The following is a 25,539-nucleotide window of genomic DNA, read 5'->3' as shown; positions in this document are numbered from 1 at the left end:
TTTGGTTTTCTATTGTGAATTTTTCATATATTGAAATAATCATTAATTACTTTTGTACTCATATACGTTCTGTTTAAATGAGTTGCTCATTTCCGGCTATCCCTCGTCGGTTCTAGCCATTTTGTGATTGTTATATCCTTCTATTCACTGTTTCGAATTTTTCATGTCATTAAATTTAATAATAAATAAAAAAAAACACCTTCAAATATTCAATCCAGCTCGAATACAAAAGAACTGAATAAAATCTTGAAGGTATTCTGTTTGAAGGTAGTTTAACGATTATTTTGAGATTCTTGGTTCTACTTTTTAGATCCCTGTCCATACATCTTTAGCATATTGACCTTTACTGAGTAGGTCGTCTAGCCATTGTACGGATTGTTCTTCACTTGCTCCATGCACTTCTTGATACGCTTCTCGCAAAGTTTGCTCTACATCTGGAGCCATCTTCGTTCCATCTCCACAGATATAGAAATGAGCACCTTGATCTATCAGTTCGATTAGCATAGGAGTATCTTTCTTCATTTGATGTTGAACATATACTTTGACTTCTTCTTTTTCACGAGAAAAAGCAGTATGCAATGTCACAATTCCTTTATGTGCATATTGTTCTAATTCTTCACGATACAAAAAGTCGTGTTCTGGATGACGGCAACCAAAGTATAGATGAGCTTGTCCCAGTGTTTTGCCTTCTTGTTGTAATACTTCTCTGGCTTGTAAAAAACCGCGGAAAGGAGCTACACCTGTACCCGGTCCTACCATAATGATCGGTGTTGCTGGATCATCAGGTAATTGGAAACCTGATTGCGGTCTACGAATAAACATAACGATAGATGAACCGATGGCTTGTTCTGCAAGATAATTAGAAGCAATACCACGATATTCTCCTTTGCCACTACGCGCAGCTCCACGTACAACACTTACCGTAATACTGATTCGATCGGAATGAACTTTAGGCGAACTTGAGATTGAATAGTAACGTGGTTTGAGTGGTGGCAATAATTCCAAGAAACGGTCGAATGGAATTTCGCAAGCTTCATATTGTTCGATTAGATCCAGCATAGTGATTCGCTTAGCGAGTACTTCTGTTTTGTATTTTTCTTCATCTAATAATGCTTCTAGTTCTTTACGATGTGGTGGACATACAGTATATGCAGCCACTTCTCGAATCTGTGCACGTGTAGCAGCATCTTGTAATTCGACGCTGTGTCCTAATAAGTCAGGCAAGCTTACTGGACGTTCTAATGGTAAATGAGCTGCACTACGTCCACTACCTTTAAGCAATAGATGATCTGACAATTTCAAATGAAAACGATCGGTCACTCGCTTAATCAGACTGGCTGGATTCTGTGGCAATATGCCTAAATGATCACCTTCACGATAGGATGCTTCGGCAGGCAAAGACACTTCAATATGTCGTGTGCTACGACCGCTATCATAATGTTGCAATTCACGATTGTCTAGAATCTCGGAATGGAACGCATCATAGGTCTCAGCGAGTGGTGTACCTACCATCCCACTAACAAAACTAACCGATAGATTGCTGTGTTCTTTCTTGTCACCACCCGCATAATTAAGATCGAATGCCCCCATCAATTGCGGCCATAATTGCTCTTTCCAATCATCTAATTGCTTTTCAAAATCATCACTTGCATCGCCTTCACCTTGCTCATAAAGACGCTGTGCTCCCAGTTCATTCAATCGTTGATCTACCCAATGAGGTATTTTCTGATAGGTGCTTGCCCAGTTATGATCTCCACAACCAAATACAGCATATTTCACACCTTGTAATGCGCTTGCTTCTGCTCCTTGCAACCAGTCCACAAAGTACTTCGCATTATCTGGCGGATTGCCATTATACGAAGCCGTAACGATTAGTACAGCACCTTCTGTTGGTAGTTTGGCTGCGTATTGATCCAGTGTTCCGACTTCACTATGGAAACCAAGATAATGACCAGTTTCTGCTAGTTCACGTGCAATCCCTTCAGCTGTGCCTAGATTAGAACCGTACAATACCAATAATGGGGTATTATGACCTGCTAATTTGGGATCAGCTTCGATTTTTTGCGCTTTTTCTTGCTCTTGCTGACTTTCTTCCATAATAGCGACAGCTGTTGGATTTTTGCGTACTTTCACTTTCATTGTAAAATTGTCCGGTTTGAGGGTTAGCGTTTCTTTGATTTTGAGCTGATAATCGGTATGATCAATAATCTCAAAATGTTTTAACACCATTCCTAATACTAATGTCGCTTCATGCAAAGCAAACTGTTGACCGATACAGGCACGTTGCCCATTACCAAACGGTTTGTACGCATGATGAGGAACTTTACTGTCATCTTCAAATCGTTCAGGACGGAATTCTTCTACATCTTCACCCCATGCTTCAGTATCCCGATGTAACTTGGGAATCAATACACTAACTGCATCGCCTTTATTCAAATGATATTGACCATCCAAAACCGTATCTTCTTTGGCATATAGTGAAAAGGCAGGCGCTGTTGGCCACAGACGCAATGCTTCATTTAAGATCATTCGTATATAATCTAACTGTCTGACTTGCTTATACGATGGCAATGGATCCACTAATACACGATCTACTTCTTCATATGCTTTTTGCAGTTTATCTTTATTTTTGAGCAAATAATATATCGCAAATGATAGCAATCCACTGGTTGTCTCATGTCCAGCAATAAGGAAGGTAATCATCTGATAGCGAATATTTTCATCGTCTAATGTCTCGCCCGTCTCAGGGTCTTTGCCGTTAAGCATATGAGATAACAGATCGTCCTTGCCTTCGGTCAATCCCTCGCGGCGTTCAGCAATAATTTTATCAACAGTAGAGAACATATGCTCAATATCATGCTTGTACTGCCGTTTTTTCGTAATCATTAATTTATCTTGAATACCTAGTCGTTGCAATTGACTCATCGCTTCATCTAATGCACGAGTCATACTTACAATAAATGGATGAGGTTGATCACGGTAGAAGCTATTAAAGCGATAATTAAAACCACATAATCCAATCGTATCCAGTGTCAGGCGGGTCATATCTTCAGGTACATTGACACTTTCGTCTGGATTCAATCGTGCCCATTTCTGAACTAATTGAGTAGCAATATCGACCATCATATTCTGATACCCTTGCATCGCTCGCTGGCTAAAGCTTGGCAACAAAATATGGTGTGCTTTTTTCCAATTGGGTTCATGCGTCCAACTTGTAAATAATCCATCGCCTGTAAATGGACGGACATTTTGCAGAGGTGCCCATACATTTTTATCAAATCGAGATTCATCACATGCTTCCTGTACTAATTTGTGTCCGGAAAGGTAAACTTGCTCTCTTCCGGGCAACTCCATTCGAAAAATCGGTCCATATTGATAAGATAACTTTACAATCGATTGCAACGGAGCTTCAGCATCGATCAAGGGTAAATTACCGAGTAAGCCTACTTTTTTCGGTTGTGGAATATCTGTATAGGTGGTCATTATGATTCCTCCTTATTTCTTCTGCTCTATCGCGTTCCAGCAACATTCCTCCACTTGCTCTATCAATTCTGCGGACAGTATTACACCGCCCAGACGTACTGCATTATACAATTCTTTGAAAGCACCAAATACGATCGCTATTAATACAGGTGATGGCAATGGACGAATCATCTGTTGCTCAATGCCATAATCACAAAAGGCATAAAGTCCATGTTGTAACTGTTCAAATAATTGTTTGTTAGCATCTGTCAAATACCATCCTTGTGCATGTGTGACAATAAAGTGCAGATGATTGATATCTTGTTTGGCGAAGTGTACCATGCCATAAAATAAATGCCTGAACTGTGTGCGTACATCTTCACCATTTTGATACAATTGACCTACTGTCGCTTCTGTGAGTGATAACGTCCCTTGCTCAAATAATACATTCACCAGTGCTTCTTTATTTTCAAAATAACGATAAATCGTGCCTGCTCCTACTTTGGCGGCTTCGGCAATAACCGGTACTGTCGTACCATCGAATCCACGATCAGCAAATAATTGAAGTGCAGCCGATAAGATTAAATCTTGCTTGTGAAGTGTTGCTTCCATCGTATTCACTCCTTTCTATCCTGTGTGGTCTATCTCTATTTTGCTCTACATTCATCAGCTAATCTTTAAGTGATGTTAGCGGAATGAACATTCATTCCGTAAATACACTATAAACTTCTTAACCATTTGATTTCAACTTTGACACTCTTTAGCTTTATACATTCTCTTCTTTTAGGGATAACAAATAAGAACTTAAAAAAGCAGACACCTTTTATAAACGGATGTCTGCTTCTTTGGATACACTATAGTTTAACTGGATTCTTTTTACGTAATGACATGCCTGTTAGCCAGTGTCCGTAAGGAATATGTGAGATCACATAAGTAACGAATACCGATAATACGAGCGTAATTATCCATACGATAATCATTCTTACTGTAATATTCATTCCTGCTAATAACGACTCTTCTATGATATAACTTATTCTTAACATCAAAGCATGTGCCAAATAACCACCATATGAATATCGACTTAGTGTAATCCATAATTGTCGATGATACGTACCACCACTAGATAGGATACTCAAAGCTATAATATAGATCAGCAATAAAAATGAAATCAGGAACAGTCCCATGGCAGGTTGTAATAAGGTTAATGCGATAAACCGTCTACCAAATGGAGCTTCTGGAGGAAAATGTCCTAAGACCAGCCCTGTATAATACACCGCAAACAACCCGCATATCACTATCACAGGAAATTTCACCCGTTTTAGGATATCCAGGAACACATTGATATGTAGTCCAGCTAAAGCACCTAATAGAAAATAAAACAAGTAATAGATCACATTACGATCAGCATAGGTTGTAAAATATGCACTAAGAATCGGAATATTTAACATGGTGGCTGTATCGGTAATATAAGGTCTTGCAAATAAAATAAGTTCATATCCTACAACTAACCCGATCATCAATATCCATGCACGATAACGTTGTCCATTAATCCATGCTATCGTTTTTCTTACACCTATACGTAGCGGCGGAAACAACAGATACATCGGAATAATCATCACAATATACCATAAGTGATAACTTGATTTACCTGTGAGCCAGAAGCGAATCATGGTCGTGATCCATTCCCACGGTGGATTATTGTAAATACCTAACATAAACGAATAAATAACTGACCATAACAGATAAGGCACAATAATGTCTTTAAATCGTTTGCGAACAAACGATACATAATTGATTTTGTCTTCATAGTTATAAAAAAGCACCAGCCCTGTGATGAAAATAAAGGCCGGTACTGCAAATTTGGCCGCTAATAGCAATAAAGTAAGCCGAGCCCCATCCTCCATTTTCAATTCTGGGACTACAGAAAAATGAGCAATCGAATGCTGAAGCACGACAGCGGCAAAAGCCATACCACGCAAAATCTCGATTTCTCTTAATCTAGGTTTTTTTGTCATAATGTTACTCCTGAGGGAATATTCAATAGTTCTTCATAAGTCGGTCTTATGAAGTTAAACGTGATCCACAACCCCAGCTTGCAGTGTTAGACATTGTTGGTGTTGGCATGCGTTGTGATTCATTTCTAGGCGATGGTGATGGTGCACCTGGAAGACGAAGTTCGTTACGTAACTTGTTGATCCATTTACGACGATTTCTTTTTTTGTCCTTTGCAGAACCAGATGTGGGCTGAGTCAGTTTATCCTGTACGTCCATGATTATAACCTCCTCATTCATAAAGTAAAGGGAACATAATATATACCCTTTCACTGTCAGTATACCTCTTCTAGCGATAATCTAACAGGGCATTTATAACCTAATGCACGTTTTTTTGGCAATTACTGTAGCGAATCTAGTAGAATAATGACGAAAAGCCTATCTCTGGCAGAAAATCTGACCAAAGATAAGCTTTTGAATGTTTCTTTATATAATTTAGGAAAAATCAATTATACGCCGTAACCGCCATTAGAATATGAAGTCAATTTGTTGTCTGATCCTTGACTATCATCGTTAAGACTGTCTTTATCTATTTCTTTGTGAACTTTAGACGCATTCGGATCTTCTTCTGTACGTCCTACCGGTTGATCTTGCTTTGTTGTAGACTGGTCTAGCGTACCTTGACGGTCTGCTTGTGTACGGTAACGAGTCTCATTCAATGTACGGTTATTACGGAATACGCCGTATACATTGTCATAACGGTCATCATCTTCTACAAGTACAAGAATTTTACCATTATTCACATAACCTTCGTATTCAGTAGCTTCCTCTTCCGGTATACCCATACCGATTAGTCCGCCCAACAATCCACCTGCTCCAGCACCTACAGCTGCGCCAGTAATTGTCGCTGCAATCGGTCCTGCTGCTAGAATTGGTCCGATACCCGGTATAGCTAGCGCACCAAGACCTGCTAACAAGCCTGCTGTTCCGCCAAGTACTCCGCCTGTAGTCGCTCCTGTTGCTACACCTTCTGGTGCTTTGGTATCTGTTTCTTCTGTAATATTACGTAATTCTTCACGGTCTTTGGTAATCACAGAAATTTCATCTGTAGAAAATCCTTGACCTTTTAATTGTTCAATTGCATTAGAAGCTTCTTGTTCTGTATTAAATACGCCTACGATTTTTTTATCCATTGTTGTTACCTCCCGAGTATTAACCTTTTATCACCTAATTTGGTATCAGGTTGCATGTGAAGTTATTACCCTTGAAGGCATATTTTCAATCGGAATCCCCAAAAAAGTGTTGACAAAATCATATTTCTGTAGTTAGACACTTAGCATTTAAGATTGACGTGGTTTAGCACGATGTGTAGGTTCAGCTGTTAGCGGATTTTCAGGCCAATAATGCTTGGGATATCTGCCTTTCAAATCTTTTTTGATTTCAAAATAGGCTTCTTGCCAAAAGCTATTCAAATCGTTCGTGACCTGTACCGGTCGCCCTGCTGGAGATAATAAATGGATCGTCAGCGGAGTATGATAACCTATAGTCGGTGTAGTGAGACAACCAAATAACTCTTGTAATCGTACAGCGATAAATGGACGCAATGGATCATGATAGTTAACCGGAATTCGTGATCCGCTAGGAACGTCAATATGTGTAGGTGCCAATCGCTCTATCGCTTGACGTTGTTCCCATGATAACTGCTGAGTTAGCAGCTCTGTGATATTTACCTTACGCAATTCACTAAATCGACGGATTCCTTCTATATAAGGGAGTAACCATTGATTCATATCTGCTAATAATGTCTGATCATCCATAGCAGGATAATCGGCTTGAAGATGATGCATAAAAGATATTCGTTCTCTCCACTGCACAGCTGTTTTGGTCCAGTTCAAGCTATCCAATCCTTTGCGCCGAATAGCTTCTATCATTGCCTGCTGAATCTTTTCTGCTGAAGGCTTAGGATCAGGCACCGATTGCAAAGTAATAGATCCCAGACAAGTATCAATACTTGCAGATATCCTTTCGCTCTCTTCATCGTAGTGAACTTGAGAGACCAATTGAATATGAGCTTGATGGACTTCCCGAATGTGTGCTTCACTTATAACTGCGGCTAATCTAATCATACTATCTGTGCCTGTACCATCTAATTCGGCGGCGACAAGATACGAAGCAGTTGCTAAATATTCAGAATGAGCCAGTTTCTTATTCCATACAGCTCCTTTTCCCATACGTAATAGAAAGGTACCATTCCCACGATTTTTGGCTATTCGGTCAGGATAAGCAAGTGATAATAACAGCCCTGTATGGAATTTAGAAGAAAGATGTTCTAATGGAGCATCCTTAATATCCACTTTAACTAAACGTGCTTGCTTCTCAAATCGTTGACTCCATTCACGAATACGTTTGATTGCCGCCTGATCTACTGTATACGATGTATTGCCATGAAGAGCTTGTACACGATGTTCCAAATCTGCACCTACTTCATGAAATGACAATATATCGCGTTCTTGTAACAAAGCGGCTAGATCACACGCTTGTTGAACCAGACCTAAAGGAATAGCTTTTACAATCATATGAGCAAGACGAGGATGAACCCGAAGCTTAGTTAATTCACGTCCATGCGCTGTTATACATTTCTGATCGTCCAGAGCTTCCAGATGGATCAATAATTGACAAGCTTGCTCATAAGCGGCTCTCGGTGGCTGATCCAACCAGTTCAATTCATTCACCTCTGTTCCCCAGAGTGCAATTTGCAACGCCGTCGAAGCCAGATCACTTTGCATGATTTCCGGTAAACGGGTAGGCGATAAATACAATTGTTCTTCTTCACTCCACATGCGATAACATATGCCAGCATTTTGTCGTCCTGCTCGGCCTCGGCGTTGATCTGCACTATCTTGAGATACACGTTCTGTTGCCAAATGTTGCATCCCTGTCCGAGCGGAAAAGATAGGCGTACGCATCAGACCGCTATCAATAACAATATGGATTCCATTTATTGTAATACTGGATTCTGCTAACGATGTGGATAATACGACTTTACGTGTATGTTCTATAGAAGGAGCAAGCACTTGATCCTGTTCTGATGCGCTCATACCACCATGTAAAATGACTATTTCTGCCTTACTACCCATCAGATGAATTAAAGATGCACATTCTCGATATACTGATCGAATCTCACGTATACCTGGCAAAAAGACCAGTACATTTCCTTCATGTTGCTGTAATGCTTCTTGGATAGTCGAAGCTACTTTTTTAGCCCAATCAGAATATGGACGTTGATACATATTAAAAATCGACTCGCCTGCCACATAATAAGTTTCTACAGGATATGTTCGTCCTGCACTTGAAAGTATAGGCGCATTCCCTAATAAAGCTGCAATAGGATGTGGATTCATCGTAGCAGACATAACGACTATCCTTAGATCTTCACGCAAAATAGACCTGCTCTCTATCGCCAGAGCAAGCCCCAGATCAGCATGCAGATTCCGTTCATGAAATTCATCAAAAATAATCAAACCTACTTGTTCTAATGAAGGATCATGCTGGATCATTGCTGTCAAAATACCTTCAGTCACCACTTCGATCACTGTATGCTTACTTACTTTGCTATCCAAAGCTACTCGATAACCAACCGTTTGACCGACTTGCTCTCCTAAGGAAGCCGCCATAAAGCGTGCCGCAGCAATCGCAGCTACACGGCGAGGTTCTAGCATAATAATGCGCTTATGTTCTAGCCATTTTTCATGGCGCAAAGCAAGTGGAATACGCGTTGTTTTACCCGCTCCCGGTTCCGCTGTTAATACGGCTATTCCTTGTTGCTCTAAATATAATTTCAAGTCCGGAATCAACGTATCTACTGGTAAATTCAATAATTCAGTCAAATCATAATTCCTTTCTGTAAACGTCTGATTATCTATATAAACGCTATCTAATAAAATGAGAATTAAATATTCCAAGCGAACCTTTTTCAATCACATATTACTATTCTAAGTGAATTTACGACGAATTTGATGTTCATATCGTTGATAAGAAGCATTATCATACAATCCTCTTTGAGCTGTAATCATCTGTAAACGCAATGTTTTCTCATCTAATCTACGATGTAAAGCTTGTCGTTCACCTGCATGCTGACAAGCTGCGATCAGATCGGTTAAGGTTAACATCTCTTGTCGCAATTGTAACTCTTCTGGAATGACACCTGCATTTTTCATCAATTTATAAGCGGCACGTAATTCTTCAGGCACATGAGATAAATCTTCCAATTCCAGTGGCTTTCCTTTTCCCGGAAGATCATCGAATTCTCCTTGTTGTATCGCTTCATTAATCTTCTGTTCAGCTAACCAAGATAACATATGGTTGTCACCTCTTTGATTATTATCTATATCTATTACAGTAATCATTTCAATAGCCTCATAATATAACAAAAGAAGCTCCTATAACAGAGCTTCTTGATCATTATTTGTGATATACATGATTATTAATTATCTATTTAGAGAGTCAGCAACAGATTAACACAACAACGATTCTGCGCCATCAATCGTAATCTGCGCTCCTGTGATATGAGCCGCTTCTGGAGAAGATAAGAAGGTAACCAGATCTGCTACATTATCCGCTGAACCCGATTGCCCTGCCAAAGGTTGACGACCATTCGGGAATTCGATAGGAATAGCAATATTGCGTACCAGTTCATTCATTTCTGTACTTTGATCAATGTTCGTTGAGATTGCTCCCGGACAGATTACATTGACACGAACTTTGAATTGAGCCAGTTCAAGAGCAGCCATTTTAGCAAAAGCGACTTGACCTGCTTTGGAAGTACTATAAGCTGACATACCAAAGCTTGCAAATGTGGTATTACCATTAATCGAACTGGTAATCACAATACTTCCGCCTCCATGCTCTTTTAAGAAAGGAAGCGCATACTTGATCGTCAGAAAAGTACCGCCTAGATTGGTATTAATCGTACGTTGCCAGTCTTCGAATCCAATCTCATCAATAGGAGCAAGTACTCCATTAATCCCTGCATTAGCAAAAACGATATCCAGACCACTAAAATGTTCTGCTCCTGCCTGAATTGCATGTTTCACTTGTTCTTCATTTGCAATATCCATCTCAAAAGCCAATGCTGCATCAGGACGAATCGCATTTGCTTCTGCTTCTGTTTCACGTATACGTTCAAGCGATAGATCACATAAGATCACATTCGCTCCCTCAGCTACGAATTTAAGAGCAGTCGCTTTACCAATGCCAGAACCTGCTCCGGTCACCAACGCTGTTTTACCTGCAAAGCGATGTATATTAATTGTAGATTCCATCATTTACTCCACTCCTTTTAAATAAAATATGTATACACAAGTATTGCACCCTCGTGCTTCAACAATTTACCCAATATAGGTACTCATGGAATCACTTTTTCATATTTTTTTAACAATTTTAACAATAAAAAACCGAACAGATATCATCTGTCCGGCTCATAGGATCTACTTCTACAATTATACAGGATCAGGTTGTTGTACCCAATCAAGCAACATACGACGTAACTGCTTTTTATCAACAGGCACAGCGATCACCCAATCTTCATGATCTTGATTGCTCATACGAACAATCCAATTGGTATTCTGATCAGCCAATAACACTGCGCCTTGACGTTGCCAACTATCTTCTTCCCATTGAGAAAATTGAATCTCAGCACGAAGACTATAATTATGAAGCACTTTTGCAAAAATACGTGAACCTTCAGAATCTCCGGTCATTTCAGTTAATTCTGAAATCATCTTTTCTAATTGAATAGGTTCACCATCACGAAAATACTGATCAAACCATTGCCGCGAAAATGTTAATGCAGGCATTTCACCTATTTTGTTATTACTTAATTTCATTCGTTTTAACAATAATGTGCATGCTTTATTAAGACTTCCTAATTCAGTTAACGTATAGCTTCCCGGTAAAGTAGGCGTTTGCTTAATATCAACTACCGTTTCATGCGTAAAATAGCTATGCCCTTCACGGACTTTACTATTAGCATCTGTAGCACAAAAGTAACGTATACAGCATCCACGCTTATAGGTGCCGATAAACTTTCCTTGTAAATATGCATCTGGTGGAAGTGACGCTAATTCATTATTATCTTCTATAATTAAGCATCCTTTTTGTAATAAAGATGTACTTGCTTGCTTCCATATATCAGCCAGTTCTTCAGCAGTACTATGGTGGAATGGATTGTCTATACCCATGATCTGATCGAATCCAAGTATGCCGCCTAAAAAGAACAATTCTTTGTCTGTCAACGTCATCATTAGTTCTTTGGAAGAATTTAAAGTTAACATGTGGACTATCTTCTCCCTTCCGTACCGGCATGTGAGCTTTTATAACTATATAAAGGGCGACTATTTACGAAAATAATAGAATACAGGTTCTTAGTACCTATTCAAATGTAGCACTATAGGCTTAATTTTGTCAATTGTTTCCCGAAATATATTCCATTTTTAACCATAAATGATTATTATAAGTAATAAGTAATGTAGGTTTATTGAACATTATGTGTCTTGCTTTAAAATTCATACTAATGTTTTAGGTGAAAATCATGTAATTTTAAGTTTTCTTTAAGGAAAGGTGATTACAATAAAGTCAAGTTAGTCGAGAGGCTAAACCTACACAATCTTTTGAATTCAAATTACTTATAAAAATAAACGAGGTGATTAATAGTGAAAACGACAATTCTTTTAGAGAACAAGATGGTTCCGGTTTACTTTAACGCCGAGAATACACAACCAATGTCCAAGCTGTTAAGACTATTACGCAGAACGATTGAACACAAAGTTGTAAATGGTAAAAAAATGATTAAAACATGTCTAGATACAGTGATCAGTATCGAAGTTGTGGGTTCTGAAGCGATTTTGCACACTTATCGTGAAAGCGATACTTTAGCTTTATCTCTATACTAAACAAAATGAATCTCCATGCACTTCTATAGACATTACGCTGGGCCTGAAAACGGAACATTTCCGTTTGGCCCTTTCTGTCTGAGCTTTCTTAGTCATTACATAAAATAGTGTATTCTTGTCATTTAGCCGGTGTTACATACTGATCTTTACGGATCTATATGTAATACCGGCTTTTTGTGAGCAATTCGATCATTTTAAATAAAAATGCAGGTAAATCAATTGCACACCAATTAACTTTAAGTAATCTAGTGTACTTTTAAAAGAAATATCTTAAAAGTTATTAAATTACTGAAGTGATAGTCTGTATCAAATGTATATTATGTGATATAATAGGTTTATTAAAAGAGGTGATATAGATGGATACATCAATGCTTTGTCCTCGATTCGAAAAGGGGATGCAGATTTTAAGTAAACGTTGGAATGGCTTAATTATTTATCAACTGATGGGTGGTCCTCAACGCTTTTGCTCTATTCAATCATCACTCCCGGTAAGCGGTCGTCTTTTGTCCGAACGCCTGAAGGATCTAGAGCATGAAGGAATGGTTGTCCGCCATGTATACCCTGAGACTCCGGTACGGATTGAATATGAATTAACTCAAAAAGGATTAGCATTAGAATCTGTTATACGCGGTATTCAGGACTGGTCTCAATCATGGGTAGAGCCAGAAGCAATGGTTTTAGAAGCCGAGTATTCTCAAACAGCTAAATAACACAACCATTATAACTATAAAAAAACATCCGGCTCCTTTAAGGAGAACGGATGTTTTTTTGTGAACTTTAAGCATCTACTATATACATCATTAACTCTCATGATTATCTAGACAATCAAAAGAATAATGATGAGAATGTCTCATTAAAGTGATTGATAATCTAAAATCATTTTAGCTAATATATTGATGTTTTCTAACGGCTTCTTGCTTTTCTGCACTCCGGATACGGATAACAAATAAGCGCAATAAATTGGTACGAGTATGCTCATTGGCTTCACGGCTTAATTTATGGAGTATAAAACGATCTATTGACATACCTGCTCAACTCCTTCTCGATTCACCAGAAGCTTCGTTACCAATATACAGTCCATAATAAGATTATGGTAAATCTTCCGGTAAGAATTAATAACCGCATTTCAGATCTTTCAAACCCCTTTTTGATCTTTTTGCTAGGAAATATATCTATGATTTAACATATACGATCATGCAAAAACGACCTTATCATCCATACGCAGGAATAATAAAGCCGTTTAGGTTGAACAGATCTATGATTGCATTATAGAATACTTGTTGAGTCGATTGATTTAAATATTAGGAAATTCACGGTATTCATGTTGAATACTAATCCAACGTGTACGTGTAAATTTCTCAATCGCCCAATCGCCGCCGAAACGTCCCAAACCGGATGATTTTTCGCCACCGAACATCACATGTGCTTCATCATTTACAGATTGATCATTCACATGCACCATGCCACTTTCTACTTCTTGAGCGACACGATAACCACGTTCGATATTCGATGTAAATACAGATCCACTCAGACCATATTCACTACGATTGACGATTTCAATCGCATCTGCTTCATTTTGGGCACGAATCAATAAAGCAACAGGTCCGAACAATTCATGTTGTGCTACTGAATTGTCAGGAGACACTTCACTTAATACAGTTGGCTCAAGCACGCTTCCTTTGCTTTTACCACCATACAGTAATTTAGCGCCTTCTTTTTGCGCTTGTTCGATAACTTCTAATAGACGATCTACTTCTTTTTCATGAATCAAAGGCCCAACTAACGTTTTCTCATCAGCAGGGTCACCGAATTTGAGACCTTTGACTGTATTCGTAAATTTCTCTACAAAAGTATCATAGATTGAATCATCAATCACAATACGATTAAGTGCCATACAGATCTGTCCTTGATGGAAAAACTTACCGTATACAGCGGCTTCGACAGCTTTATCAATATCCGCATCATCCAATACGATCATTGCATTGTCGCCGCCTAACTCTAGCGCTACATCTTTCAAATGTTCGCCTGCTAATTTACCGATCCCACGTCCTACTTCTGTTGAACCTGTAAATGAAATCAATTTAGGAATCGGGTGTTTGACAAAAGCATCGCCTATTTCGCTACCGCTACCACTGACAACACTAAGGACTCCTTTAGGTAATCCTGCTTTTTCAAAAATATCAGCGATCAATAATCCTGCTGTGATCGGTGTATCTGAAGCAGGCTTGATCACTACACCATTACCTACAGCAAGTGCTGGAGCGACAGAACGCATACATAGATGTAGAGGGAAATTCCACGGTCCAATTACACCAATTACACCTTTAGCTTCACGAACAACACGGTTTTCTTTGCCTGGGATATCTGAACCGATCAATTCCCCTTTCATTCGATAAGGGAACGAAGACGATTCTTCCAAAATACGTACTGTTGTCATCCATTCACGTTCTGCTTTGAGACGGGTACTACCTGATTCAGCAATCAACAGATCTACGATTTCTTCTTTACGTTCATTCATTTGCATCATCGCTTCACGCATGACTTTAGCACGTACAGCAAGAGGCGTTTTAGACCATTTCTTGCCTTCAGTTTGCGCTGTTTTGTACGCTTTATCTAGATCATTCTCATCCGAAGAACGCCATTCTACTAATGTTTCACCTGTATAAGGATTTTTATTTTGCATCATTTTGTCAGAAGAACCTTCTACCCATTCTCCAGCTATAAATTGCTTGTTCCAATGTGTATATTTCGATTGTACTAGTGTCATAATAATATCCTCCTTAGGATAGCCTTAATACGTAATAGGCATATATAAATATCGAATAATAACAATTAGTTAGTATATTACTATTATTTCAATTGCTTCTCGTATACTTTACCCTTGTCTTTAGTGAAACAAACATTTAGAACAAATTTATATATCATTATTGGTATATAAAAAAGCCAGAACCTTTAAGGTCACTGGCTTTTGACATGTATTTATTTATAATATCTATTTTACAATTTTAAGATATATATACTTTTAACTTTTACGTCCTACAATCAATCCATGCGTACTTAATCCTAAAATACTACGCTCCCGGCATGTCTGAAAATGATAGTTGATCCATGTGTTATATGTATCTTTATCCATAACATCTATCGAACCATCTATAGTATGCGTTATTCCATCTGCTCCTGCATGATCGACAATCTCAGCCTGAGCAGACAGCAAATCTTGCTCCATCTGTTCTGGTGATGTGACATACAAGTCTGTCCAGAAGCTATCTTCTTCACCATCGTAAAATACACCTTCTTGCAATACTTTCTCTATAACAGAAGGACGCATATAACCTTGTTCTTTCACTGCTAACATAGGTGCAATCGAGTATTTATTAATATAAGCCACAATAAGTATTCCACCCAAGCGGAGTACTCGCATACTTTCAGACAAACAAGATGCACGATCTTCAGCTGAGGTCAGATGATAATAAGGACCTAGACACAATACCATATCAAACGATTGGTCTGCATAATTAGATAAATGAATAGCATTACCGATTTCTGCTTGTACAGATAATACTTGCTTAGATTGCACGATTTTGGCTTGAATTTGCTCAATATGCTTAGGTGTAATATCAATAGCTGTTACAGAGTGTCCTTGAGCTGCATAATGAAGAGCATATACACCACTTCCTGCTCCGCTGTCTAAGATCGCAGATGCTGGAGGTAACTGAGATAACCATGTATCTATCATATGTAGAGTCGTTAGATATTCAACTGCTCGAGATGGACGTTCGAATCTTGAATCTTCATTGTAAGATTGATAAAACTGAGACACTGCATCGGTCATGTCTATTCCTCCTTTGTCGATTTCATACCATTATATGACAATTCGTTTCTAAAGATAAGTATAGAATAGTAAGTGATCTTGACAGCCTTTTATAAGGGTGAGAAAATAATTTTTTGTATCATCTATAAGAAAGGAGTACCTCTATTCTATGAAAAACTCTTTATTATCGTTACGTCATATTCACCCTTTAGCATGGACAATCATTATAGGAACGTTATTTGGAAGAATGGCGACTTCGATGAGTATTCCTTTTTTATCGATTTATCTTACCCAGTCTTTAGGAGCGACACCTACACAAACAGGGATTACAGTAGCTGTCAGTTCATTAGTAGGGGTATTTGCTAGCTTTTATGGAGGTTATATCTCAGATCGGATCGGGCGTAAAAAAGTAATGATTTTATCAATTACAGGGTGGAGTATTGTGTTTTTTGCTTTTGCTGCTTCCAATCAAATCTGGATGTTTTTTATAGTAAATACGCTAAATGGGCTTTGTCGTTCTTTATTCGAGCCTACTTCTAGAGCACTGTTATCAGAAGTGACTCCACAAGAGCAAAAATTGCTAGTATTTAATATGCGTTATACAGCGGTTAATGTAGGCGTTGTTTTCGGCCCATTGCTAGGATTATGGTTAAGTCGTGATGGATCAAGCAGTGCTTTTGTAATGGCAGGGTGTATCTATGTACTTTATACGATTATCCTTAGTTTTCAATTTGGTAAACATCCTGTGCATAGCAAATCTTCAGTAACAAATGAACAACGGATTACGTTAAAAGAAGCATTACGCATTATTTCTCAAGATCGAGTCTTTTTATACATATTGATCGGCACCACATTCTGTGTACTGGGTTATGGACATCTCAATTCAACTTTACCGCAATATTTAGCATTGGTTCCTCATTTACAAAATGGTACAACATGGTTTGCTTATATGTTAACACTCAATGCTATTACTGTACTGGTTGTACAATATCCATTAGTAAAATGGGCTTCACACTTTGCGCCTGTTGTTTCTTTGATTGTGGGCAATGTGTTTGTAGCGACGAGCTTACTTCTATATGGATTAGCAAGTACTGGTGTAGCCTTTATGTTAATTACCGTTATTTTCACAATCGGTGAAGTATTGTTATTTACGATGATGGATATGTTAATAGATCGTATTGCCAAGCCAGAATGGAAAGGAACGTATTTTGGAACGATTGGATTTAATAATCTGGGTAGTGTCTGCGCCCCTATACTCGGAGGTTTTTTACTTGATGCTAGAGGCGCAGCACACAGTGTCCAGATATTTGTACCGTTAGCATTGACTTGTGCGCTTGGTCTACCATTTCTGATTGCAGCTTATCGTCGTATGAATAAATCTAGTCATATTTGACGATTAACGCTGAGTCCGTATTTCACTAGCTGCAATATCCAAAATAGAATGTTCACCCCAGCTACTAATGAAAGAATAGATTGAAAGACTACTTAATAACTCTTCGCTCAATTCTCCTTGTTCTACTTGTGCCATCAAAACATCACGTATCTGTGCATCGCTACGTGACCAGGGAACCGTCCGCATTCCGCCTATTTCTTGTCCGGCGGAGCGGCGATCCCATACTCCTGCTACTTGCTCTAAAGAAAATACAGTAGATATCCCTTGATCGGTTCGGAAGTATACTTTCACTTGATCGGGTAAAAGAATGACTTGTTCAATCACTCCATCTACTAAAGGAATATCACCTATAAAAATATCATTGACCATCGTCAAGCTCCATTCTGTGATCACTTTATCTATTTGTTTGTGTAGCCATTTGCTTTATCAATGCAGGCATCCATTCCGATAATACATAGAATTGAAATCCATCTTGTTTCGCTTTGGACGTATCCATAATCCATGAATCAGGCACACCAAAAGGAGACTGTGCTTCATCATCTGTTTCGCTTTGAATAATCGCTTGTTGTTCGGTACCCTGCTCTATCCACTCTACCAATTCACGTAGACTGACTTCTCCGTCAGAACGGGCATTAACAGGTCCTGTCAATTCGGAAGAAATGCCTAACCAGAATAAAAATTCAGCGGCTTCTTGTTCATGAATGAAGTTCATCTGTGCTTCAAGATTCGAAATGCCAATCACTTTACCACTTAATACACGTTCGACATGAAAATGTAACCGCTTGGTATAATCATTAGGCCCTAACACAATTGGAAATCGTACCGCCGCTACTGGAAAATCAGCCTGTTGGAAAAAAACAGCTTCTGCTTGACGCTTGCCTTCTCCATAACTAAGCTCTGCTTCTGGATCTGCATCAATTGTATAATGATGTGTATCTACATCTGATTCGTGGCATATACCTGTGCCGAAATCATAGACGGATAAGCTAGAAGTCAAAATATAACGTTTGGCTTTGTTTTGGAAAATAGACACTGCTTCACGTGCTTGCTGTGGTGTAAAGCAAATATTATCGTAGACAACATCATATTGCTGATCACCGATCGCCTTTTCCAAAGCTACTGCATCTTCACGATCTACCACTAAGCGCTGTACTTGATCTCCAAATTCATCTTCCGTTTTGCCACGAGTCAGTAGTGTTACTTTGATCTGTTCTTTCAATAGCAATTCCACTAGATTTTTGCCGAAAAAGCGTGTGCCACCTAATACCAATACGTTAGTCATTAAGAACTCCTCCTATTTGATATCTAATAGTTTATAAGCTTTCCAGATGAATGTAGCCATTAAGATATACACAAGTAGACCAAAAATAACGTATATAACTCCTAGTAATCCTGCTAGTATAACCAAATTGCCTTCACTTGTAGAGGATACAAAAGCACTGATCGCTAATACAGCCAACGCTACAATCTGATTACATACATAAATGATCCAGCGCTGATAAGATACTTTTTTGAAATCTGGTAAGTTCTGTGCTTCTGCGAGTTCACCGATACCTTTACATACGGTATAAATAATAAATAAATCAGCAATAATCACGAGTAATGATACGATAGCCAGCCACCACGGTAAAGGTAATACATTGGCTTGACCGGGTAAAAAGATCTGAATAATCGCAAGTACTGCCGCACTGATAGCAGCTATTTTACCTTTGGCGAATTGTGGATTTACTTTTTCTAATTTCATAAATCCAATAAAATACAAAACGCTTACAATAACAGTAGGTACATAATCTAACCAGATTGCTGCTAATCCGAATCGGTTCAATCCTGTAATCAATATCCCTAGTATAGCTTGACCTAAAAACGCCCAAAATAAATACAAAATACTCATGATGATCTCCTTTCATCTTCCCTGCTTCAATTATGTATAGATATGTCTTCTCTTTCATCTTACCATCAAATGACTTTTTGACCAAAAGGCTATCTAGCTATAGCGTGTAATCATGATAGGATATAGGCAAAACGTATAACCATATCCTACCAGAATGCGCTATGATGATTGTAACAAACAATCCACTTTCAGGGGGAATAATAATGCCAAAAGTACTGAGTAGCAATATCGGTTATCCACGTCTAGGGGAACAACGGGAATGGAAAAAAGCACTCGAAGCGTTCTGGAATAACAAAATTTCTGAAGCTGAATTTTTGCAAACGATGAAAGATTTGCGCCTCGCTCATCTGAGTAAACAAAGCAAAGCAGGTATAGATCTGATTCCTGTAGGCGACTTTTCCTATTATGATCAGGTTCTAGATACTGCGGTCACTTTCGGATTAGTTCCAGAGCGATTTGGCTATACAGGTGGTGAAGTATCACTACAACAATACTTTGATATTGCTCGTGGGACAGACAATGCTACAGCAGGTGAAATGACCAAATGGTTCAATACTAATTACCATTATATTGTCCCAGAACTGGGTGGAATCACACCACAATTAACAGAAAACCGTCCACTGCGACTATACTTAGAAGCCAAAACAGAACTAGGCATTGAGACCAAACCTGTAGTGATTGGCCCGTATACCTTCCTCAAACTGTCTAAAGGATATGAAGCTTCTGAATTCAAGCATTGGCTGGATCAGTTAGCTCCACTTTATATTGAAATATTGCAAGGATTGAATAAAGCAGGTGTACGCTGGGTTCAGATGGATGAGCCATCCCTTGCGCTAGAAGTATCTACAGAAGAATGGCAATGGGTGCAAGACATTTATGCTCAGTTCAATCAAGCGACTCCTGATGTGAACTTGCTAGTACAGACTTATTTTGAAGGTGTCGATGATTTTGGTAAATTGATCGATCTACCTGTACAAGGAATTGGCTTGGACTTTGTACATGGATTAGAGCAAAATCTGAACAACCTTGATGATTGGGGATTCCCTGAAAACAAAATTCTAGGCGTAGGTCTAGTCGATGGTCGCAATATCTGGCGTTCCAAATTAGAAGATAAAATTGAATTGATTCAAACTATTTCTCAAACTGTACCTGCCGATCGTTTACTGATTCAGCCGTCTTGCAGTCTACAACATGTACCGGTAACCACCAACAGCGAAACGTCTCTTGATCCGATTATCAAAGACGCTCTTGCTTTTGCAGATCAGAAATTAGAAGAATTGGCTTTGCTAACGAAAGCCGCTAATATCGGTGCAAGTGCGGTACAAGAAGCATTGGATCGCAGTCGTGAAGCCGTAGAACGTATTGCTCATTCGTCATGGCGTGCTCCACAAGAACAACATCTACAACAAGATGAAGGTTCCGCTACACGCAATGTTCCTTTTGCACAGCGTCAAGTGATACATGCAGAAAAATGGAAATTACCATTATTGCCTACAACGACGATCGGTAGCTTCCCACAAACGGTCGAAGTACGCCGTGCTCGTCAATTATGGCGTAAAGGAGAATTGTCTCCAGCAGACTATAATCGTTTTATTGAAGAGCAGATTCAAGATTGGATTTCGATTCAAGAAGAGTTGAAATTAGATGTATTGGTACATGGTGAATTTGAACGTACTGATATGGTTGAATTTTTCGGAGAACAATTAGATGGATTTACATTTACACGCTTTGGTTGGGTTCAATCATATGGTTCACGTTGCGTGAAGCCACCGGTGATCTATGGTAATGTCCATTTTGTAAAACCAATGACCGTAACGGAAACAAAATATGCTCAATCATTAACCACTAAGCCTGTTAAAGGGATGTTAACAGGTCCAGTAACGATTCTAAACTGGTCATTTGTACGTGACGATATTCCTCGTAGTAAAGTGTCTTACCAGATCGCACGCGCTATTTCAGATGAGATTCTAGCACTTGAAGCGGCGGGTATTGAAATGATTCAGGTAGATGAGCCTGCTCTACGTGAAGGATTGCCTCTAAAACGTAGCAAATGGCAAGAATATCTGGATTGGGCAGTAGGTTCGTTCCGTCTATCTACAGCCGCTGTACAAGAAACAACACAAATTCATACTCACATGTGTTATTCCGAATTCCATGATATTATTGATGCGATCAAAGATATGGATGCTGATGTTATCTCTATTGAGACATCTCGTAGTCATGGTGAATTGATTTCTTCTTTTGAAGTTCATGGGTACGATAAAGGCATTGGTCTAGGTGTCTATGATATTCATAGTCCTCGTGTACCTGCCAAAGAAGAAATGGTACAGTTGATCGAACGCGCTCTACGTGTACTTGATCCGAAATTGTTCTGGATTAACCCGGACTGCGGATTAAAAACTCGTGCACATCCTGAGACTGTGGCTGCTTTGAAATTAATGGTTGAAGCCGCAGATGATATTCGTCAAAAGCTAGGTCAAGAAGTGAGCGCAGGTAAGCTTTAATTGCCAAAAGGATGCTAATTTTCAATACAATGTCTAATAAGCTGATAGATTAACAAATAAAAGCCTTTCATGATTAGAGCGGATTCCGACGAATGCTCTTGATCGTGAAAGGCTTTTTATTCAAATAGAAATAAGATTATTCGAAAACAGGACGCATAAAGCTACGCTCGTAACTGATAATACACTTGTTTTCATTAGCAAATTCAAATGCTTGCTGGCATTCTTCATCTACCGCCATCTCCTGACGATAACGTTCGTAATCCGTAAGACTCGGAAAAGAAAATAAAGCATAAGCGATATTATTCGCCCCTTCATGTGGAAGAAAGTATCCGTGATGGGTGCCCCCTAATTTGTTAACTAGCGGTATCCACATCTTCGCATATTGCTCAAATTCTTTCACTTGGTAAGGATCGATCACATATTTGAGATAGCATGTAATCATCGTATTCCTCCTACCTTATTCACTAATCCAGACTGTTTTTTCAACAAATGGAGTCCGCTTACTTTGTTGATCCTTATTTTCCGGTACACCAATATAAATAAAGCCTAGCATTTTACCTTTTTCACTTAAATCAAAAGCTTTACCCATCAATTCGTGATAACAAGGTTCGCCACTTCTCCACACTGCGCCTAGTCCTAACTCGTGAATTTCAAGCAACATATTTTGAATGGCTGCAAAGACTGCACCATATTCTTCAAGTTCGATAATTTTAGGATTGTCCTCAGGTTCTACCGCTACAGCGATAATTAATGGTGCACGTTCTACCTTTTTGCGTGCAGAAGATAGACTTTCTTCAGTAACTTCACCATTACCTGCTACGCTAGCTAATGCTTCTGCTAACTTATTACGTCCATTACCTTCTAATACGAAAAATTTCCACGGTTCAGTTAGACGATGATTCGGTGCCCAGATCCCTGCTTCCAAAATACGCTCAATACTTTCGCGTGGAATAGAGTCCTGCTTTACTTTACCAATCGAACGACGATTACGAATACTTTCTGAAATACTCATCTATAATTTCCTCCTCTATGATAATCATTCTCAGTCTCTTGTTTATTGTACACGAAGTGGGAAGAAATCTCTAATTTTAACTTTTCCGATCAATGGATAAAAGAATAATCAACTCAAAACATGACCCTGTATATCATAGAGTCATTTTTGAGTTGATTGTATTACCGCTCAATTATTATGTAAACAGATCTTACAAATCCCCGAACCCGCCCTCGTCTATATCTATAATCAGCATGTGGTAGTAACAATAATAGGTGAGTTGTACTCATGTAACAATACAAGGCTAATTTATCATTAAAGGACTCGAACCTTCAGAAATTGCCCCTCATTTCTACCCAGCGGTCCAACTTAAACCAGTTGGCGGTTTGTATGCTCGCCTTATAGATAATAGATTACCAACTTGTAAGTGTGTACAGTATGATCTTTAATCAACCAAATCGGTTTTCCAATTCAGTTCTTGAATACGAGTATCCAGTTCACGATACGTTTTGGCCAGATGATCCATCTCTTCTTGCAACGTTCCAATATTTACGGTCGCTAGAAAACGGACTTCTGACTTGGTATAACGATCTTGCTTGATACTGGCTGTATGCATAAGATCGTTTAGTATATTGCGACGTAATCCAAGCGTATCTCGATCAGCTAACGCATCAGCTAATGTCGTCTCATTTTCAAAAATCACTTGTGCATTGGTACGATTAATTCGTTTGATCAGTACATTTAATTCGGTTAATAAATGACCCATTTCTTTTAGCAATTCATTGGGGCGCTCAGGTGGCTTTTCACCTTCTTGTACTTTAGCGCTTCGGCTCAGACGTACTTTCATCTGCTCTATTCTTTTTTGCACATCAGATCGTACTATTAATGCTTCTGCTAACTTCATTACTTTCACCTCCATTACATATTTCTTTCCTATTTCCGCAAATGTCCCTATCATTATAGGTATAACCAATCACTATGTAAATAAACCTTTTGCAATATGTTAAAATAGAGAAAATCGATTCTCAGGAGGATTTATGATGGGTAAAGAAATCGAAAAAAAATACGTATTACATACTTATCCTACAGATTTGGATATTGTAGAGACACAAGAAATTCATCAGACCTATTTGGCTACCAGTGAATCAGAGACGTTGCGAGTACGCAAATTAGTCATTAATGGTCAAGAGCAATTCACAATGACGCACAAAGCAGGCAAAGGGCTAGTACGTGAAGAAACAGAATTTGATATTGGTGCTGGTATTTATGAACAGCTAATAGGTAAGTTAGAGGTAACTCCTTTAATCAAAACACGTAAAAAAGTGAATTGGAATGACTATCATTTTGATCTAGATATTTATCATAATACGGTACAAAAGAATCTTATAACCATCGAAATAGAATTTGCAGAAGAAGCAGATGTAGAACATTTCCAAAAGCCCGATTGGTTCGGTGAAGATGTGACGGGTGAAAGCCAATATGTGAATAGCGTACTATGGGAACATATTCAATCCGCAGCTAAGTAAAAGGTATATATTCTCCGCCTTCGATCCAGTATTGTCATATAACATAGAGTGATTTATGCTAAAAAAATAGCGTATCATCTTGGCGAGTACTACCTTGAGATGTTACGCTATTTGGCTTACTGTGTTTCTTCTTTTAAGAGTAAAGTTAGACGATTCCATTCTTGTTCAAACGCTTCTGGTTCTACAAATGGACATTCACCTGAAAAATACCAATCTGTCAGTAAAAAGATTAATTCATACATACCCTGATAATACAATTCTGGATAAGCATTGCGAGAGCGGAAATTGTCATGTGATGACCAATCTTTGACAAAATTCGTGAAGAACCAAAATCCACTTGCTATATGCCGTTCCAAAGGTGCTGTCGGTTCTAATTGCTGGATATACTTTACCATTAATTTGAATACTTTTACCAAATGTGTATGATCCCAGTCGAGATCTACTCGTAAGTGCAATATAAAGCTTTCTTTCTCTCCTTCTAATTCATGTAAAAGTTGTCGGGTGATATCCTCTTTATTCATCATCTGACCCTCCTTAATTTCAACATCATATCATCAAGTCCTACAGCGAGCAGTATACCGAATGTGTATCGAACCAGATCAATCCACAAAAATCCTTTGCCTAAGACCAATCCGCCAAGCATAGTATGACGTATGTCGTTAATCCATATGGCTTGATATAGCTGACTACATTCAATTAGATAACAAAATAACAAACTTAATATTGCAACAAATAACAGACTTCTATGTACCCATATGATACGTATTCCTATATAAATCATTATCGCCCATAGCACATCTCCTGCATGATCGGATAGAATATCAGGTAACGTAGACGCATATATTCGTGATGCTAATCCAAGTGCAATAGTTATTATAATAGCTACACTGTAATAAAATCGTACTCTTTTGCTCGCAGATGAAAGCTTATGCACAGGTTTAGAGGTAAACACTATCTATCCTCCTACTTGATAGTTATGTATTTTGTAAGTATACGTATGGTAATCATACCGAAAAAAT

General features: G+C 38.6%; 25 protein-coding genes. 5 read left to right on the top strand and 20 right to left on the bottom strand.

Annotation, left to right across the window (positions count from 1 at the left end):
• Positions 1-306 precede the first annotated feature (306 nt).
• The 9 genes from PTI45_RS02170 to PTI45_RS02130 form a co-directional block, all read right to left on the bottom strand.
• Positions 307-3,483 (bottom strand): bifunctional cytochrome P450/NADPH--P450 reductase, encoded by a 3,177-nt coding sequence (locus PTI45_RS02170; protein ID WP_069325893.1) that lies wholly within the window; start codon positions 3,481-3,483, stop codon positions 307-309.
• A gap of 12 nt (positions 3,484-3,495) precedes the next feature.
• Positions 3,496-4,074, bottom strand: a complete 579-nt coding sequence (locus tag PTI45_RS02165; protein ID WP_069325892.1) for a TetR/AcrR family transcriptional regulator — start codon at positions 4,072-4,074, stop codon at positions 3,496-3,498.
• A 242-nt stretch (positions 4,075-4,316) separates the two neighbouring features.
• Complete coding sequence (locus PTI45_RS02160; RefSeq protein WP_069325891.1) at positions 4,317-5,477, bottom strand: acyltransferase; 1,161 nt, start codon at positions 5,475-5,477, stop codon at positions 4,317-4,319.
• A gap of 46 nt (positions 5,478-5,523) precedes the next feature.
• Positions 5,524-5,733 carry a hypothetical protein gene (locus PTI45_RS02155; RefSeq protein ID WP_069325890.1) on the bottom strand — a complete coding sequence of 70 codons (210 nt, stop codon included), beginning with the start codon at positions 5,731-5,733 and terminating at the stop codon, positions 5,524-5,526.
• Positions 5,734-5,963: 230 nt separating this feature from the next.
• Positions 5,964-6,647 (bottom strand): general stress protein, encoded by a 684-nt coding sequence (locus tag PTI45_RS02150; protein ID WP_069325889.1) that lies wholly within the window; start codon positions 6,645-6,647, stop codon positions 5,964-5,966.
• A 147-nt stretch (positions 6,648-6,794) separates the two neighbouring features.
• On the bottom strand, positions 6,795-9,341 hold the full coding sequence (hrpB, locus tag PTI45_RS02145) for an ATP-dependent helicase HrpB (RefSeq protein ID WP_083243295.1): 2,547 nt from the start codon (positions 9,339-9,341) through the stop codon (positions 6,795-6,797).
• Between the two features lie 105 nt (positions 9,342-9,446).
• On the bottom strand, positions 9,447-9,812 hold the full coding sequence (locus tag PTI45_RS02140; protein ID WP_069325936.1) for a DnaJ family domain-containing protein: 366 nt from the start codon (positions 9,810-9,812) through the stop codon (positions 9,447-9,449).
• 156 nt (positions 9,813-9,968) lie between these two features.
• Complete coding sequence (locus tag PTI45_RS02135; protein ID WP_139129204.1) at positions 9,969-10,775, bottom strand: SDR family oxidoreductase; 807 nt, start codon at positions 10,773-10,775, stop codon at positions 9,969-9,971.
• Between the two features lie 177 nt (positions 10,776-10,952).
• Positions 10,953-11,786: a hypothetical protein gene (locus tag PTI45_RS02130; RefSeq protein ID WP_069325887.1), complete on the bottom strand. Its 834-nt coding sequence runs from the start codon at positions 11,784-11,786 to the stop codon at positions 10,953-10,955.
• A gap of 378 nt (positions 11,787-12,164) precedes the next feature.
• On the opposite strand from PTI45_RS02130, the gene PTI45_RS02125 reads away from it, so the two are divergent.
• Together PTI45_RS02125 and PTI45_RS02120 are read left to right on the top strand one after the other, a co-directional pair.
• Positions 12,165-12,404: a hypothetical protein gene (locus PTI45_RS02125; RefSeq protein ID WP_069325886.1), complete on the top strand. Its 240-nt coding sequence runs from the start codon at positions 12,165-12,167 to the stop codon at positions 12,402-12,404.
• Positions 12,405-12,760: 356 nt separating this feature from the next.
• A complete protein-coding gene (locus tag PTI45_RS02120) occupies positions 12,761-13,114 on the top strand; it encodes a winged helix-turn-helix transcriptional regulator (RefSeq protein WP_069325885.1) in 354 nt (117 codons plus the stop codon).
• Positions 13,115-13,285: 171 nt separating this feature from the next.
• Here PTI45_RS02120 and PTI45_RS24005 read toward each other — a convergent pair whose 3' ends face one another.
• The 3 genes from PTI45_RS24005 to PTI45_RS02110 all read right to left on the bottom strand — a co-directional run bounded on the left by PTI45_RS24005 (position 13,286) and on the right by PTI45_RS02110 (position 16,236).
• Positions 13,286-13,429 carry a hypothetical protein gene (locus tag PTI45_RS24005; RefSeq protein WP_175425102.1) on the bottom strand — a complete coding sequence of 48 codons (144 nt, stop codon included), beginning with the start codon at positions 13,427-13,429 and terminating at the stop codon, positions 13,286-13,288.
• Positions 13,430-13,698: 269 nt separating this feature from the next.
• A complete protein-coding gene (locus PTI45_RS02115; protein ID WP_069325884.1) occupies positions 13,699-15,171 on the bottom strand; it encodes an aldehyde dehydrogenase family protein in 1,473 nt (490 codons plus the stop codon).
• A gap of 255 nt (positions 15,172-15,426) precedes the next feature.
• On the bottom strand, positions 15,427-16,236 hold the full coding sequence (locus PTI45_RS02110; RefSeq protein ID WP_069325883.1) for a class I SAM-dependent methyltransferase: 810 nt from the start codon (positions 16,234-16,236) through the stop codon (positions 15,427-15,429).
• A gap of 148 nt (positions 16,237-16,384) precedes the next feature.
• Between PTI45_RS02110 and PTI45_RS02105 the strand changes: the two genes are divergently transcribed.
• Positions 16,385-17,608 (top strand): MDR family MFS transporter, encoded by a 1,224-nt coding sequence (locus PTI45_RS02105; RefSeq protein WP_069325882.1) that lies wholly within the window; start codon positions 16,385-16,387, stop codon positions 17,606-17,608.
• A 3-nt stretch (positions 17,609-17,611) separates the two neighbouring features.
• Here the strand turns inward: PTI45_RS02105 and PTI45_RS02100 are convergent, their stop codons facing one another.
• Genes PTI45_RS02100 through PTI45_RS02090 form a run of 3 tightly spaced genes read right to left on the bottom strand, consistent with a single transcriptional unit; the run spans position 17,612 to position 19,499 of the window.
• Positions 17,612-17,977 carry a hypothetical protein gene (locus PTI45_RS02100; RefSeq protein WP_069325881.1) on the bottom strand — a complete coding sequence of 122 codons (366 nt, stop codon included), beginning with the start codon at positions 17,975-17,977 and terminating at the stop codon, positions 17,612-17,614.
• A gap of 25 nt (positions 17,978-18,002) precedes the next feature.
• Positions 18,003-18,890: an NAD-dependent epimerase/dehydratase family protein gene (locus PTI45_RS02095; protein WP_069325880.1), complete on the bottom strand. Its 888-nt coding sequence runs from the start codon at positions 18,888-18,890 to the stop codon at positions 18,003-18,005.
• 12 nt (positions 18,891-18,902) lie between these two features.
• Positions 18,903-19,499, bottom strand: coding sequence for a hypothetical protein (locus tag PTI45_RS02090; protein WP_069325879.1), 597 nt, complete (start codon positions 19,497-19,499; stop codon positions 18,903-18,905).
• A 203-nt stretch (positions 19,500-19,702) separates the two neighbouring features.
• On the opposite strand from PTI45_RS02090, the gene metE reads away from it, so the two are divergent.
• Complete coding sequence (gene metE / locus PTI45_RS02085) at positions 19,703-22,003, top strand: 5-methyltetrahydropteroyltriglutamate--homocysteine S-methyltransferase (protein WP_069325878.1); 2,301 nt, start codon at positions 19,703-19,705, stop codon at positions 22,001-22,003.
• A gap of 136 nt (positions 22,004-22,139) precedes the next feature.
• Here the strand turns inward: metE and PTI45_RS02080 are convergent, their stop codons facing one another.
• From PTI45_RS02080 to PTI45_RS02070, 3 genes are all read right to left on the bottom strand, one after another.
• A complete protein-coding gene (locus PTI45_RS02080; protein ID WP_069325877.1) occupies positions 22,140-22,445 on the bottom strand; it encodes an NIPSNAP family protein in 306 nt (101 codons plus the stop codon).
• Positions 22,446-22,460: 15 nt separating this feature from the next.
• Positions 22,461-23,015, bottom strand: coding sequence for a nitroreductase family protein (locus PTI45_RS02075; protein ID WP_069325876.1), 555 nt, complete (start codon positions 23,013-23,015; stop codon positions 22,461-22,463).
• A 424-nt stretch (positions 23,016-23,439) separates the two neighbouring features.
• Positions 23,440-23,898, bottom strand: a complete 459-nt coding sequence (locus tag PTI45_RS02070) for a DIP1984 family protein (RefSeq protein WP_069325875.1) — start codon at positions 23,896-23,898, stop codon at positions 23,440-23,442.
• Positions 23,899-24,034: 136 nt separating this feature from the next.
• Here PTI45_RS02070 and PTI45_RS02065 point away from each other — a divergent pair, with 136 nt between their 5' ends.
• A complete protein-coding gene (locus PTI45_RS02065; protein WP_069325874.1) occupies positions 24,035-24,520 on the top strand; it encodes a CYTH domain-containing protein in 486 nt (161 codons plus the stop codon).
• Between the two features lie 116 nt (positions 24,521-24,636).
• Here the strand turns inward: PTI45_RS02065 and PTI45_RS02060 are convergent, their stop codons facing one another.
• Entirely contained in the window at positions 24,637-25,041 is a 405-nt protein-coding gene (locus PTI45_RS02060; RefSeq protein ID WP_069325873.1) for a hypothetical protein, read from the bottom strand.
• The gene (locus PTI45_RS02055) at positions 25,041-25,472 is read right to left on the bottom strand and encodes a ribosomal maturation YjgA family protein (RefSeq protein ID WP_083243294.1); all 432 of its coding nucleotides are present in this window, start codon (positions 25,470-25,472) and stop codon (positions 25,041-25,043) included. Before PTI45_RS02055 ends, PTI45_RS02060 begins: the two co-directional genes overlap by 1 nt.
• Positions 25,473-25,539: the final 67 nt, after the last annotated feature.

The organism is Paenibacillus nuruki (assembly GCF_001721045.1).
Taxonomy (GTDB): domain Bacteria; phylum Bacillota; class Bacilli; order Paenibacillales; family Paenibacillaceae; genus Saccharibacillus; species Saccharibacillus nuruki.
Note: the sequence above shows the minus strand (reverse complement) of the source record. Positions and strands in the feature narration are given on the sequence as shown.